The sequence below is a fragment of the Clavibacter lycopersici genome (assembly GCF_003576405.1).
Taxonomy (GTDB): Bacteria; Actinomycetota; Actinomycetes; order Actinomycetales; family Microbacteriaceae; genus Clavibacter; species Clavibacter lycopersici.
On the sequence record NZ_QWGT01000075.1, the window covers coordinates 1 to 11,447 of the forward strand.

The window sequence follows — 11,447 nt, forward strand, 5'->3', positions numbered from 1 at the left end:
ATCCAGGGCATGCTGGAGCCCGCGTGGTGGTGGGCCGTGCCCGTCGTGGTTCGCCTGCCGCTGCACCTTCGCACCCTGCGCCGGATCCGCGAGCGCACCGCGGCCGACGTGGTCTTCGGCGCGACGTTCCTCCCGCTCGAGGCCGCGGAGGCGGCGTACGGCGTCTCCCGGATCCGCGACGGCCTGCACCGGCTCGCACCCCGCAGCCGGCGCCGCGGGCCTGCCGCGGCCGAGACCGTGCCGCCCTTCTCCGCGGTGGACGCCGTCGCCGCGGCGGTCGTGGGCGTGGTCATCGTGGGCATCCTCACCGCGGCCGAGGTCGGCGGTCCCGTCGCGGCGGCCCTCACGACGGCGGTCGGCTGGGCTGCGTGCACCGTGACCGCGGTCGACCTGGTGATGTCGCTGCTGCGCCTGCTCGTCGCCCGCGGCGGGCCGTTCGCGCGCCCGCCTGCGTCGGATGGATCCGGGGCCTAGGCCTCGGCGACGCTCCCGCGCAGCTTGTCGGTGAGCTCGCGCAGCGTGTTCAGCTCCTCCGCTGTGAGCGCCCCGCCCACGGTCGAGGCGATGGACTCCATGTGCACCCGCGCGACCGCGCGGAAGGCCGCATCCCCTGCGTCGGTGAGCCGCACGATGGTGGCCCTGCCGTCGCTCTCGTCGCCGCACTTCACGACCAGGCCGCGGGCGACGAGCCGGTCGATGAGGCGGCTCACGCTGGGCTGGGTGAGGAGCACGTGCTGGTTCAGGTCGCGGAGGCGGAGGCGCCCCTCGGGCTGGCGGGAGATGTTGAACAGCACGTCGTACTCGTTGAACGAGAGCTCGCGGCTGGGGAACTCGGCGCTGAGGCGTCGCATGACGCTGACCTGTGCGCGGAAGAGCGATTCCCAGGCCCGCACGGCGTCCGCTGTCTCGCCCACCAGGCCTCCTCGTCCGGTGCGCATCGCGATGGTGATCGGGCGCACGCTGTCGAGGTGAAGTCTACTGAGCGGCGCCCCGAGGGCCGCCCGAGGGGGATCCGCGCCGGACATGACTGAGGGCCGACCCCAGAGGCATGGGGCCGGCCCTCTCCCTTGCACCAGGAGTGTCCTGCAATCACATTCCGTCTCCACCGCCACAGCAAACGGTGGGGACGAGAAGACTGTATAACGATCCCGTAACGCCCCGCTACCTCGAACCGGCCCGATCTGCTGGGAGATCGCCGAAATCTCCGCAAGCGCAGGCTGAGCGCACGAGGACGCCTCAGAACAGGTCGGGCGACTGGGTGCTCGCGTGGTGCACGGCGACGTCCGCGTGCCGGTCGAACCGGTAGCCGGCACCCCGCACGGTGCGGACGATCTCCTCGTAGCGGCCGAGCTTGGAGCGCAGGCGGCGGACGTGCACGTCGATGGTGCGCTCGTTCGGCACGTCGTCCTCGTCCGCGGCGGACCACAGCGAGGCGATGAGCTCCGATCGCTCGATGGTGCGGCCCTCGCGGAGCACCAGGTACTGCAGGAGCTCGAACTCCTTGTAGGTGAGCGGGGCGGTCTCGCCGTCGAGCAGGACGCGCTTGCGCGACAGGTCGACCGTGACGCCGCCGCCTGCGCGGTCCTCGTCCTCGGGCTGCTCGCGGTGCTGGGCGACGGCGGCCGGATCCTGCAGCGCGAGCCGGACCACGTCGATGTCGCGGCCGCCCGCGCCCTCGGGGGCGAGGGCGACGGCGGCGTGGGTCTCGACGCCGGGAGCCAGCTCGGCGGCCAGGCGCTTGAGGGCGGCGACGACGGTGCCGAGGTCGGTGCCGGCGGCAGCCGCCTTGAGCTCGTCGAGGCCGACGTAGATGGCGAAGCCGCGGGCCTCGGTGCCCTCGGGCACGGCGCGGAGGCGGGCCGGGCGAGCGGGTGCAGGTGCAGGTGCGGCGCTCGGCGCGGCGGCGGCCGCGGCGCTGACGGATGCGGGCACGGCCTGGGGGCGACGGAGCGGCGGGGCGAGGGGCGCGGCCGCGCGGAGGGCGGGGGCGGCAGGTGCGGATCGGAGGGAGGTGCGGGCGGTGTCGATGGTCGCGAGCGACATGGCGGGAGTCCTTGTGATGATGCGGGTGCGGCGCAGCGGGAGTGCGCGGGACCTCAGGGGAGTGCGAGACGCCTCAGGGGGCGGATGCGCCGGTGACGGCGGGGAGGGTCGGCGACGTGCTCGTCGCGGGACCGCTCAGGCGAAGGTGGCGGTTCAGGCCGACATTCGACAGGACATCGCGACACGGCCGAGCATCATCATGCCGGCGACTCCCGAGGCCTCGGAGGAGGTCAGGACGTGCGCGTTCAGAGTCATGGGGAGAGCTTGCACGGATCCGTGCGCCCGTGTCAACAGGAGGAGCCGGAATCGTGCGGGACGCGCAGGAATCGTGCGTGGACGCACAGCGGCGCCCGTCCCCGAGGGGAGCCGGCGCCGGAGGAGCGGAGGTCCCGCGTCAGTGCGCGGCGGTGCCGTACAGGCGGTCGCCCGCGTCGCCGAGGCCCGGGATGATGTAGCCGACCTCGTCGAGCCTCTCGTCGAGAGCGCCCAGCACGATGGTGACCTCGCGGCCGGCGGTCGCCTCCTCGACGGCCTTCAGGCCCTCGGGTGCGGCGATGAGGCAGATGCACGTGACGTCGACGGCCCCGCGGTCGAAGAGGTACTCGATGGCCGCGATGAGGGATCCGCCCGTCGCGAGCATCGGATCCACCACGAAGCACTGGCGGTTGGACAGGTCGGTGGGCAGGCGCTCGGCGTAGATGTCCGGCTGCAGCGTCTCCTCGTTGCGCACCATGCCGAGGAAGCCGACCTCGGCGCTGGGCATGAGGCGCATCAGGCCGTCGAGCATGCCGAGGCCCGCGCGGAGGATGGGCACGACGAGCGGCTTCGGGTCGCTGAGCGTGAGGCCCTGCGCGGGCGCGACCGGGGTCTGCACCGTGATGGTCTCGACCCGCACGTCGCGCGTGGCCTCGTAGGCCAGCAACGTGACCAGCTCGTCGGCGAGGCTGCGGAACACGGGGGAGGGGGTGGTGCGGTCCCGCAGCGCCGTCAGCTTGTGCGTGATGAGCGGGTGGTCGGCTACGTGGACTCGCATAGGCTCCATCTAATCAGCAAGGGGGAACGCGATTGGACCTGCGCGTGCCCGGCGACTACGTGCGCTGGATGGCCGTGGCGCTCGACGAGGCGCGGGCCTGCGCGGCCACCGGCGACGTGCCCGTGGGCGCCGTCGTGGTCGACGCGTCGGGCGCCGTCATCGGGCGCGGGCGCAACCTCCGCGAGGCGCGACAGGATCCGACCGCCCACGCCGAGGTGGAGGCGCTGCGGGAGGCCGCGGCCACCACGGGCGACCGCCACCTCGTCGGGACGACGCTCGTGGTCACGCTCGAGCCGTGCGTGATGTGCGCGGGCGCCATCCTCGCGGCGCGGGTGCCGCGCGTGGTGTTCGGCGCGTGGGACGAGAAGGCGGGCGCCGCCGGATCGCTCTACGACGTGCTGCGCGACCGTCGACTCCCGCATCGCGCCGAGGTGTTCGCGGGTGTCGCGGCGGAGGAGAGCACGCGGCTGCTGGACGCGTTCTTCGCCGAGCGACGCCTCGCCGCGGGCGCGGATCCGCTCGACGGTTGACCGGTTGACCGGCTGACCGCCGGCGCGGGATCAGCGCGTGGCGACCCGCACGTCGGGCTCCAGGTAGATGACGCGGGCGACGGGGACGGCCTCGCGCACGCGGCGCTCGATCGCGTCGATCCCCGCGGCCACGTCGCCGAGCGAGCTCGTGGCGGGCATGGCGATCTTCGCGGCGACGAGCAGCTCGTCCGGGCCGAGGTAGAGCGTCTTCATGTGGATGATCGACTCGGCCTCGTGGCCCGCGGTGATGGCGGCGCGGATGGCCGCGAGGTCCGGCCTCGACGCGCCCTCGCCGACGAGCAGGCTGCTCATCTCGACCCCGAGGATCACGGCGACCGCCACCAGCAGCACGCCGATGAGCAGGGTGCCGATGCCGTCGTAGATGCCGTCGCCGGTGAGGATCGAGGCCGTCACGCCGAGGAGCGCGAACACGAGGCCCGAGAGCGCGGCCGTGTCCTCGAGCAGCAGGACGGGGAGCTCGGGGCTCTTCGCGCGGCGCACGAACTGCACCCACGTCTGCGTGCCGCGCAGCGGGTTCGACTCCTTGATCGCGGTGCGCAGCGAGAACGACTCCAGGCCGATGGCGATGAGGAGCACGACGACCGGGAGCCACGGCACGTCGAGCGGCTCCGGGTGCTCGATCTTGTGGATCCCCTCGTACAGCGAGTACACGCCGCCGACCGAGAACAGGATGATCGAGACGATGAACGCGTAGACGTACCGCACCCGGCCGTAGCCGAAGGGGTGCTCCTCGTCCGCCAGGCGCTTGGCGCGCTTGCCGCCGATGAGCAGGAGGATCTGGTTGCCGGAGTCCGCGAGCGAGTGCACGCCCTCGGCGAGCATCGAGGAGGAGCCGGAGAAGAAGGCCGCGACGAACTTGGTGATCGCGATGCCGACGTTGGCGGTGAGCGCGGCGAAGATCGCCTTGCTGCCGTGGGATTCGCTCAAGGCCTGTCCTCCTCGACCGGCGGGGACGGCTCGGGCCGCCCGGGCGCGCATGCCCCGGTCGCCTCAGCCTAGCCACGCACGAGGGGCCGCCGACGGCCCCGATCGGGCGACGCCCGGTCCCTAGGATCGAGCCATGCCCGACGCCTCCCGCCCCGTCCCGTCCGCCCTCGTCCGCCTGCCGTCGCTCGCGATGCTCGGCACGGGATCCATGAACGGCGCCATCCTCGGCGGCCTGCTGCAGCCGGGCGTCGAGGTCGACGGCGACGTGCGCGTGACGACCCGCTCGACGGTCAGCGCCGCGGCGCTCGCGGAGCGGGACGGCGTCGAGGCGTCCAGCGTCGAGGAGGACGCCGACGCCAACCGGCGCGCGGTCCGCGGGGCCCGCGTCGTGATCGTGGGCGTGAAGCCGCACATGGTGCCCGACCTGCTGCGCGAGATCGCGGGCGACCTGGATGCCGGCGCGGTCGTGATCAGCGTCGCGGCGGGCGTGACCATCGCGACCTTCGAGTCGCTGCTGCCCGCGCACGTGTCCGTGCTCCGCTCGATGCCGAACACGCCGTCGCTCGTCGGTCGCGGCGTCACGGGCCTCGCCGCCGGCACGCGCTCGACCGCCGAGGACCTGGCGCTCGCGCGTGCGGTGTTCGCGACGGTCGGCGACGTCGTCGAGGTGCCCGAGGAGCGCATCGACGCGCTCAGCACGATCTCCGGATCCGGCCCCGCCTACGTCTTCCTGCTCATCGAGGAGCTGACGCGGACGGCCGTGGCCAAGGGCTTCACGCCGGACGAGGCGCGCGTGCTCGTGCAGGGCACGTTCCGCGGCGCGGTCGAGCTGCTCGCGGCATCGGGGGACGAGCCCGCGGAGCTCCGCCGCCGGGTCACGAGCCCCAAGGGCACGACCGAGCGCGCCGTCGAGGTGCTGCAGGCGGCGGATCTCTCCGCGCTCTTCGACCGCGCGACCGACGCCGCGCTCGCCCGCGCGCGGGAGCTCGCGGCCGGCTGACCGGAGCCATCGCCGCCGACGACGGGCCCGCGCGTCAGGACAGCGAGGCGAACCGCTCGATGTCGGCCGAGGTGCCCGACACGATGATGAGGTCGTGGTTCGAGACCAGCGTCTCGGAGGTGGCGTAGGTGAAGGGCTTGCCTGGCGTCTTCACGCCGACCACGGTGATCCGGTAGCGGCGCCGCACGGCCGACTCCAGCAGCGTCATGCCGCGGATGGGCTTCGGCGGGTACATCTTCGCCAGCACGAAGTCGTCGTCGAACTCGATGAAGTCGAGCATCCGCCCGGACACGAGGTGCGCGACGCGCTCACCGGCCTCCGCCTCCGGGTAGATCACGTGGTTCGCGCCGATCCGCTCGAGGATCTTGCCGTGCGACTGGCTGATGGCCTTGGCCCAGATCTGCGGGATCTTGAGGTCCACCAGGTTGGCCGTGATGAGCACGCTCGCCTCGATGGACGACCCCACCGCGACGACCGCGATCGAGAAGTCCTTGGCGCCCAGCTGCTGCAGCGCCTCGATGTTGCGCGCGTCGGCCTGCACGGCGTGAGTGACGCGATCCGACCACTTCTGCACGAGGCCCTCGCTCGCGTCGATCGCGAGCACCTCCCGGTCTAGGCGGGCGAGCTGCCCGGCGGTCGCGGCGCCGAAGCGGCCGAGCCCGATGACGAGCACGGGGGCGTTGTGGGGGATGCGGTCGCCCATGGGGGCCTCTCTGATCCGGTCGGTGCGGGTGGATGGGGTGCGCGTCGCCGGCTCAGCCGACGATGGGCCGCTCCTCGGAGCGCTTGAAGAGCTGCCGTCGGGTGCTCGCGGCGAGGGCCGCCGCGAGGGTCACCGTGCCGACGCGCCCCAGGAACATCGTGGCCGCCAGCACGTACTTGGCGGGATCCGTGGCCTCGGCCGTGAAGCCCGTGCTGAGGCCCGAGGTGGCGAACGCGCTGATGGCGTCGAAGAGGACGTAGTCGAGGCGCTCGCCGGAGATCTGCAGCAGCACGATGCTGCTGAGCGCCACGGTCGTCGCGCCCCAGAGCACGATGCTGACCGCGAGGCGCAGCACGTCGCTCGGGATGCGGCGCTCGAAGACCTCCATCGACTCGCTGCCGCGGGCCTCGGCGAACGCCGCGAGGAACAGGATCGCGAGGGTCGTGACCTTGATGCCGCCGGCGGTGGACGCGGATCCGCCGCCGATGAACATGAGCATGTCCGTGACCAGCAGGCTCGCGTTCCCGAAGTCGGCCATGTCCAGCGTGGAGAAGCCGCCGGAGCGCGTCATGACGGAGAGGAACAGCGCCTGGAAGCCGTGCTGCACGGGATCCATGAGCGCGAACGTCTTCCTGTTGTCCCACTCGAGCACGACGTACGCGAGCGTGCCCAGCACGATGAGGATGAGCGACGTCCACAGCGTGAGCTTCACGTGCACGGAGAAGCGCCGCGGCCTCCGCCACCCGCGGTACACGGCGTAGATGACCGGGAAGCCGATGCTGCCGAGGAAGACGCCGATCATGAGCAGGCTGAGGAACCAGTAGTCCTGGTGGTACAGCTCGAAGCCGGCCTCGCTGAACACGAATCCCGTGTTGGTGAACGCCATGAGCGAGTAGTAGAAGGCGTCGAGCGCGGCCTGGCCGACGGGGATCCCCTCCAGCAGGATCCGCGGGAACAGCAGGGCGGCGATGGACAGCTCGATGACGAGGGCGCTGATCGCCACCGTGAGCAGCAGCGTGCCGATCTCGCCGAGCTTCACGGCCTGGCCCTCGGCGACGGGGCCGTGGTGGATCCGCAGCGGGTTGCTGTCGCTCGCCGCCATGAGCCGCGCCTTGAGGCCGAGGCGGCGCGACACGATGAGCCCCATGATCGACGCGAGCGTCAGCACGCCGATGCCGCCGATCTGCACGCCGAGCGCGATGAAGGCGTGGCCGAGCGGGGTCCAGTAGGTCGCCATGTCGACGGTCGCGAGACCCGTGACGCAGATGGCGGAGACCGCGGTGAAGAGCGCGTCCGCGAAGGGCGCGGTGGTGCCGCTCGACCTCATGCCGGGGAGCATGAGGACCGTCGTGAGCGTGAGGACGAGCGCCGCGAAGATGAGGATCGCGAAGCGCGCGGGCGTCGAATGCGCGAAGTAGTCGAGGAAGTCGCGGATGCGCCCGAGGAGGGGACGCCCGTGATCCGGCTTGACGCGCATGGTCCCCTGTCCGCTTCCGGGCTCATGTGGCCCGGATCGTCATGGTACTGCGAGCGCGGGAGCGAATACCCTTCGGGGATGGCTGACATCTTCGACGTCGTGGCGGATCCCACCCGGCGCGACCTCCTCCGCGTGCTGCTCGACCGACGCGCGGTGCCCGAGGCGCCCACCGGGGAGATCAGCGTCTCGGAGCTCGTGCAGACCCTCGCGATCAGCCAGCCGACCGTGTCGAAGCACCTGCGCGTCCTGCGCGACATCGGCCTGGTCTCCGTGCGGGAGGAGGGGCAGCACCGCTACTACCGCCTGGAGCCCGCGCCGCTCGAGGCGCTCGACGCATGGGTCGCGCCGTTCGTCGACGGCGGCGGCGTCGAGGACGACGCGCACGCGGATCCCGACACCGGGCTGCTCGGCGGCGGCCTGTCCGCCGACCCCGACGGGGACGAGGACGGCGACCCGGCCGGCTACCCGTTCGCCGCGTCCCTCGGCCGGATCTGGGCCGACACCCGCTACCAGGCGGCAGCCGCCGTGCACGACGCCACGCGCGTCGCCGGCAGCGCGGGGCAGGCCGGCCTCGGTCGCCTGCGCGGGCGGAAGCAGGGGAACTCGCGGGACGCGTGAGGCGCGATGTGACACGATGGACACGCGTCCACCCGGACCCCTAGACTCGCGCACCAGCGCCCGCATCGCGGGGGCACGGAGGTCCGTGAGCCGGTCACGCAGAACGAGGAGTCGATCCGCCCATGTCGCGTGACCTGTCCGACGTCCGATTCCTCACGGTGGCCGAGGTGGCCGAGATGATGCGCGTCTCCAAGATGACCGTCTACCGCCTCGTGCACTCGGGCGACCTGCCCGCCATCCGCTTCGGCCGCTCCTTCCGGGTGCCCGAGTCCGCCGTGCTCGCCGCGATCGACCCGTCGAACGCGCTGCCCGGCCAGCCCGGTGAGGCGTCGCGTCACTCCGGCATGTCGGATGTCGGCTAGACTCCTCTGAGGCTATTTTCCGCGTGTGCTTCGAGCCCGCGTGTTCCGTCCGGCAACAGATGAGGTGCCCCTATGGGTTCAGTGATCAAGAAGCGTCGCAAGCGCATGGCGAAGAAGAAGCACCGCAAGCTGCTTCGCAAGACGCGCCACCAGCGTCGCAACAAGAAGTAGAGCGGACGCGTCCACGAGGGCGCATGACGTGATGGAGAGGACGCCGACCCGGCGACGGGGCGGCGTCCTCTTCGTGCGTCCGGGGTCGGTCGGTCGGCCGCGCGCGTGCGTCAGCGTTCGGGGGATCCGTCCGCCTGCGCGGCCTCGCGGCGCACACGCCGGCGCGCGTCGCGGATGCTCGCGCGACGGAGCCGCATCGACGGCCAGCCGGATCCGCGCGCGTGGGCCGCGAGCGCCTGGTCCGGATTCACGACCACCGGGTGCCCGACGAGCGTGAGCAGCGGGATGTCGTGCCGGGAGTCGGAGTAGGCCCAGCACTCGCGGGCGTCCGCGCCCGTGCGCGCGAGGAGCCCGCGGGCGGCGGCGGCCTTGTGGGCGCCGTGGAGGAACTCGCCCTCGAGGCGGCCCGTGTAGGCGCCGTCGCGCACCTCGAGGTCGCTGCCCAGCGCACCCGTGAGGCCGAGGCGGCGCGCGATCACGTCGGCCAGGAACGACGGCGAGGCTGTGACCAGCCAGACCTGGTGGCCCTTCGCGAGGTGCTCCTGCGCGAGGCCCAGCGTCTCCGGCCAGACCATCGGCGCGGTGTGCCGCTCGTAGATGTCGGCGGCGAGGAGCGCCATGTCCGCCACCGTCACCCCGGTGACGACCTCGAGGCCGCGCGCTCGCGCCGACGCGAGGTGCCGGTCGTTCTCGCCGCGCGCCTTGAAGCGCGCGTGCTTCCAACCGGCGCCCACGATGTCGCGCGTCGTGAGGAGGCCCGCCGCGCGGAGCCCGCGCACGAGGTGGAAGACGCTCGCACCGTGGATGAGGGTGTTGTCCACGTCGAAGAACGCGAGGACCGGGGTGCCCGACTGCTCGACCATGATCGGGTCAGCGTAGGCGACGCTCCTGGGCGCGGAGCCGGGTGGCGCCGCACCGGCCCTCGCCTACGCTGGGCGGATGAGCGCAACGGTCCTCACCCTCGTCGGCAAGCCCGGCTGCCATCTCTGCGACGACGCGCGCGAGGTCGTGACGCAGGTCCTGGGCGGCCTCGACGCCGGCCGGGCCGCCGAGGTGACGCTCGAGGAGCGCAGCATCCTCGACGACCGGGCGCTGGCGGACCGCTTCGCCGAGGAGATCCCGGTGCTCCTCATCGACGGGCGCGTGCACAACTACTGGCGCATCGACGCCGACCGGCTGCGCCGCGCGCTCGACGCGGGCTGAGCCCGGAGACCCCGCGCGGATAGGGTCGGTGCATGACCCTCCGCCACGTCGTCTCCTGGAAGCTCGCCGACCGCGATCCCGCCGCCCTCGACCGCGACGCCTCGCGCATCCGCGAGGCGCTCGAGACGCTGCCCGGCCTCGTGCCCGGCATCCGCTCGTTCCAGGTGGGGCGCGACGTGGTCGGCTCCGCGCGCAGCCACGACGTGGTGCTGATCGCCGACTTCGACGACCGGGCCGCGCTCGAGGCCTACGACGTGCACCCGGAGCACCAGCGTGTCGCGGCGTTCGTGCGGAGCCTCGTGGGATCCGCGGCCTCGGTCGACTTCGAGGTCTGACGTCGCGGGCTAGTGCCGGGCTCCTCCTGCGGGCGCTCTGACGCGTACGCGCCGCCCTCGCAGCACCGCCGCGGCGAGGAAGCCGATCCCGAGGGCGACCTCGAGGGTCCAGTAGGCGGGGCTGGTGGTGTCCGAGATGAACGCGAGGCCGTAGATCCCCTCGGCGACGAGCACGACGCTGAGCACCGCCACCCCCGCGATCGTCCACCGGCGCGACGCATGCCGCACGAGGGCGGCCGCGACGCCGATGAACGGGCCGGCGATGAGGCCGATGGGGGTCCACATCGACGTGAACGGGTCGGCGAGGAAGTACCCGCGCCAGAGGCTCACGACGCCGTACGCCTCCACCATCGCGACGAAGGAGACCGCACCGAGCACGGCGCCGAGCGGTGGGCGTGCACGGGAGAGCCACACGCCGAGGAACGCGAGCATGCTCCAGCCGCCGGCGGAGTTCGCGAGCGGGTTCACGGCCCCGGGCAGGGCGCCCTGCGCCGGGCCGGTCAGGCCGCCGACGAGGAGGCTGAAGACGAGGACGACCGCGGTGGCGCGGAGAGCGGTCCGGAGGGTGTCCCGGGCGGCGGCGGTGCGTGCGGGAGACGCGTCGGGTCGGGTCATGGCCCCACCCTCGCACCGGTGGCGCAGCGCGTCGTCGGCCGAGCGGGGGATCCGCGTCCGCATCGGGGTGCAGATCGGTGCGGGTCCGGTCAGTCGCGCGGCCTGGCCCCGTCGAGGATCCGCACGGCCTCGTCCGCCGGGACGGTCCAGGAGATGGTCGCCGTGATGCGCGCGACGCTGTCCTCGGAGACGCCCGTGCCGCTGAAGTCGACCTGCACGTCACGCACCTCCCGGCTGATGGCGGTGGCGGACTGGACGGCGGTGAGGATCGCGTCGTCGTCGTAGGGGAGGTTCGTGAGGGCCATGGGCGTCCTTGGGGTGCGGGGCGGGCGTGGTCGGGTCGGGTCGGGCGGCGCGGGCGGGGCGGATCGGACCGCGGGCGCAGGGGCGCGCTCCCGCGGTCCTCAGT

16 protein-coding genes and 1 pseudogene are annotated in these 11,447 nt (G+C 72.7%); 8 read left to right on the forward strand and 9 right to left on the reverse strand.

Annotation, left to right across the window (positions count from 1 at the left end; genetic code table 11):
- Window positions 1-474, forward strand: a pseudogene (locus DZG00_RS07055) (glycosyltransferase); the annotation flags it as partial.
- Here the strand turns inward: DZG00_RS07055 and DZG00_RS07060 are convergent.
- From DZG00_RS07060 to upp, 3 genes are all read right to left on the reverse strand, one after another.
- Entirely contained in the window at window positions 471-938 is a 468-nt protein-coding gene (locus DZG00_RS07060; protein ID WP_119383244.1) for a MarR family winged helix-turn-helix transcriptional regulator, read from the reverse strand. The pseudogene DZG00_RS07055 and the gene DZG00_RS07060 sit on opposite strands and share 4 nt — an antisense overlap.
- 298 nt (window positions 939-1,236) lie before the next feature.
- A complete protein-coding gene (locus DZG00_RS07065; RefSeq protein ID WP_119455488.1) occupies window positions 1,237-2,043 on the reverse strand; it encodes a winged helix-turn-helix domain-containing protein in 807 nt (268 codons plus the stop codon).
- Window positions 2,044-2,437: 394 nt separating this feature from the next.
- The gene (gene upp, locus DZG00_RS07070) at window positions 2,438-3,076 is read right to left on the reverse strand and encodes a uracil phosphoribosyltransferase (protein WP_119381825.1); all 639 of its coding nucleotides are present in this window, start codon (window positions 3,074-3,076) and stop codon (window positions 2,438-2,440) included.
- A gap of 68 nt (window positions 3,077-3,144) precedes the next feature.
- Between upp and DZG00_RS07075 the strand changes: the two genes are divergently transcribed.
- Window positions 3,145-3,606, forward strand: coding sequence for a nucleoside deaminase (locus DZG00_RS07075; protein WP_199688911.1), 462 nt, complete (start codon window positions 3,145-3,147; stop codon window positions 3,604-3,606).
- A 30-nt stretch (window positions 3,607-3,636) separates the two neighbouring features.
- Here the strand turns inward: DZG00_RS07075 and DZG00_RS07080 are convergent, their stop codons facing one another.
- Window positions 3,637-4,554: a cation diffusion facilitator family transporter gene (locus tag DZG00_RS07080; protein WP_119381823.1), complete on the reverse strand. Its 918-nt coding sequence runs from the start codon at window positions 4,552-4,554 to the stop codon at window positions 3,637-3,639.
- Between the two features lie 133 nt (window positions 4,555-4,687).
- On the opposite strand from DZG00_RS07080, the gene proC reads away from it, so the two are divergent.
- Window positions 4,688-5,554: a pyrroline-5-carboxylate reductase gene (gene proC / locus DZG00_RS07085; protein WP_119381822.1), complete on the forward strand. Its 867-nt coding sequence runs from the start codon at window positions 4,688-4,690 to the stop codon at window positions 5,552-5,554.
- A gap of 34 nt (window positions 5,555-5,588) precedes the next feature.
- Here the strand turns inward: proC and DZG00_RS07090 are convergent, their stop codons facing one another.
- Both DZG00_RS07090 and DZG00_RS07095 read right to left on the reverse strand, forming a co-directional pair.
- The gene (locus tag DZG00_RS07090) at window positions 5,589-6,257 is read right to left on the reverse strand and encodes a potassium channel family protein (protein WP_119381821.1); all 669 of its coding nucleotides are present in this window, start codon (window positions 6,255-6,257) and stop codon (window positions 5,589-5,591) included.
- A gap of 52 nt (window positions 6,258-6,309) precedes the next feature.
- Window positions 6,310-7,734: a TrkH family potassium uptake protein gene (locus tag DZG00_RS07095; protein WP_119381820.1), complete on the reverse strand. Its 1,425-nt coding sequence runs from the start codon at window positions 7,732-7,734 to the stop codon at window positions 6,310-6,312.
- A gap of 78 nt (window positions 7,735-7,812) precedes the next feature.
- Here DZG00_RS07095 and DZG00_RS07100 point away from each other — a divergent pair, with 78 nt between their 5' ends.
- The 3 genes from DZG00_RS07100 to DZG00_RS07110 all read left to right on the forward strand — a co-directional run bounded on the left by DZG00_RS07100 (window position 7,813) and on the right by DZG00_RS07110 (window position 8,885).
- Window positions 7,813-8,352 carry an ArsR/SmtB family transcription factor gene (locus tag DZG00_RS07100; protein WP_119381819.1) on the forward strand — a complete coding sequence of 180 codons (540 nt, stop codon included), beginning with the start codon at window positions 7,813-7,815 and terminating at the stop codon, window positions 8,350-8,352.
- A 122-nt stretch (window positions 8,353-8,474) separates the two neighbouring features.
- Complete coding sequence (locus DZG00_RS07105; protein WP_011931768.1) at window positions 8,475-8,714, forward strand: helix-turn-helix domain-containing protein; 240 nt, start codon at window positions 8,475-8,477, stop codon at window positions 8,712-8,714.
- 72 nt (window positions 8,715-8,786) lie between these two features.
- Complete coding sequence (locus DZG00_RS07110; RefSeq protein WP_003792170.1) at window positions 8,787-8,885, forward strand: 30S ribosomal protein bS22; 99 nt, start codon at window positions 8,787-8,789, stop codon at window positions 8,883-8,885.
- Between the two features lie 110 nt (window positions 8,886-8,995).
- Here DZG00_RS07110 and DZG00_RS07115 read toward each other — a convergent pair whose 3' ends face one another.
- The gene (locus DZG00_RS07115; RefSeq protein ID WP_119381818.1) at window positions 8,996-9,748 is read right to left on the reverse strand and encodes an HAD family hydrolase; all 753 of its coding nucleotides are present in this window, start codon (window positions 9,746-9,748) and stop codon (window positions 8,996-8,998) included.
- A gap of 76 nt (window positions 9,749-9,824) precedes the next feature.
- On the opposite strand from DZG00_RS07115, the gene DZG00_RS07120 reads away from it, so the two are divergent.
- Together DZG00_RS07120 and DZG00_RS07125 are read left to right on the forward strand one after the other, a co-directional pair.
- Complete coding sequence (locus tag DZG00_RS07120) at window positions 9,825-10,088, forward strand: glutaredoxin family protein (protein WP_119381817.1); 264 nt, start codon at window positions 9,825-9,827, stop codon at window positions 10,086-10,088.
- 32 nt (window positions 10,089-10,120) lie between these two features.
- Window positions 10,121-10,423 carry a Dabb family protein gene (locus DZG00_RS07125; RefSeq protein WP_119381816.1) on the forward strand — a complete coding sequence of 101 codons (303 nt, stop codon included), beginning with the start codon at window positions 10,121-10,123 and terminating at the stop codon, window positions 10,421-10,423.
- 9 nt (window positions 10,424-10,432) lie between these two features.
- Here the strand turns inward: DZG00_RS07125 and DZG00_RS07130 are convergent, their stop codons facing one another.
- Window positions 10,433-11,038, reverse strand: coding sequence for a DUF6518 family protein (locus DZG00_RS07130; RefSeq protein ID WP_119381826.1), 606 nt, complete (start codon window positions 11,036-11,038; stop codon window positions 10,433-10,435).
- 89 nt (window positions 11,039-11,127) lie between these two features.
- Window positions 11,128-11,343 carry a hypothetical protein gene (locus tag DZG00_RS07135; RefSeq protein WP_119381815.1) on the reverse strand — a complete coding sequence of 72 codons (216 nt, stop codon included), beginning with the start codon at window positions 11,341-11,343 and terminating at the stop codon, window positions 11,128-11,130.
- Between the last annotated feature and the right edge of the window lie 104 nt (window positions 11,344-11,447).

What these genes read in the sequence shown, in the direction of transcription:
- DZG00_RS07060 (WP_119383244.1), bottom strand. Translation starts at nt 938, where the DNA reads ATGCGCACCGGACGAGGAGGCCTGGTGGGCGAGACAGCGGACGCCGTG.
- DZG00_RS07065 (WP_119455488.1), bottom strand. Translation starts at nt 2,043, where the DNA reads ATGTCGCTCGCGACCATCGACACCGCCCGCACCTCCCTCCGATCCGCA.
- upp (WP_119381825.1), bottom strand. Translation starts at nt 3,076, where the DNA reads ATGCGAGTCCACGTAGCCGACCACCCGCTCATCACGCACAAGCTGACG.
- DZG00_RS07075 (WP_199688911.1), top strand. Translation starts at nt 3,145, where the DNA reads ATGGCCGTGGCGCTCGACGAGGCGCGGGCCTGCGCGGCCACCGGCGAC.
- proC (WP_119381822.1), top strand. Translation starts at nt 4,688, where the DNA reads ATGCCCGACGCCTCCCGCCCCGTCCCGTCCGCCCTCGTCCGCCTGCCG.
- DZG00_RS07090 (WP_119381821.1), bottom strand. Translation starts at nt 6,257, where the DNA reads ATGGGCGACCGCATCCCCCACAACGCCCCCGTGCTCGTCATCGGGCTC.
- DZG00_RS07095 (WP_119381820.1), bottom strand. Translation starts at nt 7,734, where the DNA reads ATGCGCGTCAAGCCGGATCACGGGCGTCCCCTCCTCGGGCGCATCCGC.
- DZG00_RS07100 (WP_119381819.1), top strand. Translation starts at nt 7,813, where the DNA reads ATGGCTGACATCTTCGACGTCGTGGCGGATCCCACCCGGCGCGACCTC.
- DZG00_RS07105 (WP_011931768.1), top strand. Translation starts at nt 8,475, where the DNA reads ATGTCGCGTGACCTGTCCGACGTCCGATTCCTCACGGTGGCCGAGGTG.
- DZG00_RS07110 (WP_003792170.1), top strand. Translation starts at nt 8,787, where the DNA reads ATGGGTTCAGTGATCAAGAAGCGTCGCAAGCGCATGGCGAAGAAGAAG.
- DZG00_RS07115 (WP_119381818.1), bottom strand. Translation starts at nt 9,748, where the DNA reads ATGGTCGAGCAGTCGGGCACCCCGGTCCTCGCGTTCTTCGACGTGGAC.
- DZG00_RS07120 (WP_119381817.1), top strand. Translation starts at nt 9,825, where the DNA reads ATGAGCGCAACGGTCCTCACCCTCGTCGGCAAGCCCGGCTGCCATCTC.
- DZG00_RS07125 (WP_119381816.1), top strand. Translation starts at nt 10,121, where the DNA reads ATGACCCTCCGCCACGTCGTCTCCTGGAAGCTCGCCGACCGCGATCCC.
- DZG00_RS07130 (WP_119381826.1), bottom strand. Translation starts at nt 11,038, where the DNA reads ATGACCCGACCCGACGCGTCTCCCGCACGCACCGCCGCCGCCCGGGAC.
- DZG00_RS07135 (WP_119381815.1), bottom strand. Translation starts at nt 11,343, where the DNA reads ATGGCCCTCACGAACCTCCCCTACGACGACGACGCGATCCTCACCGCC.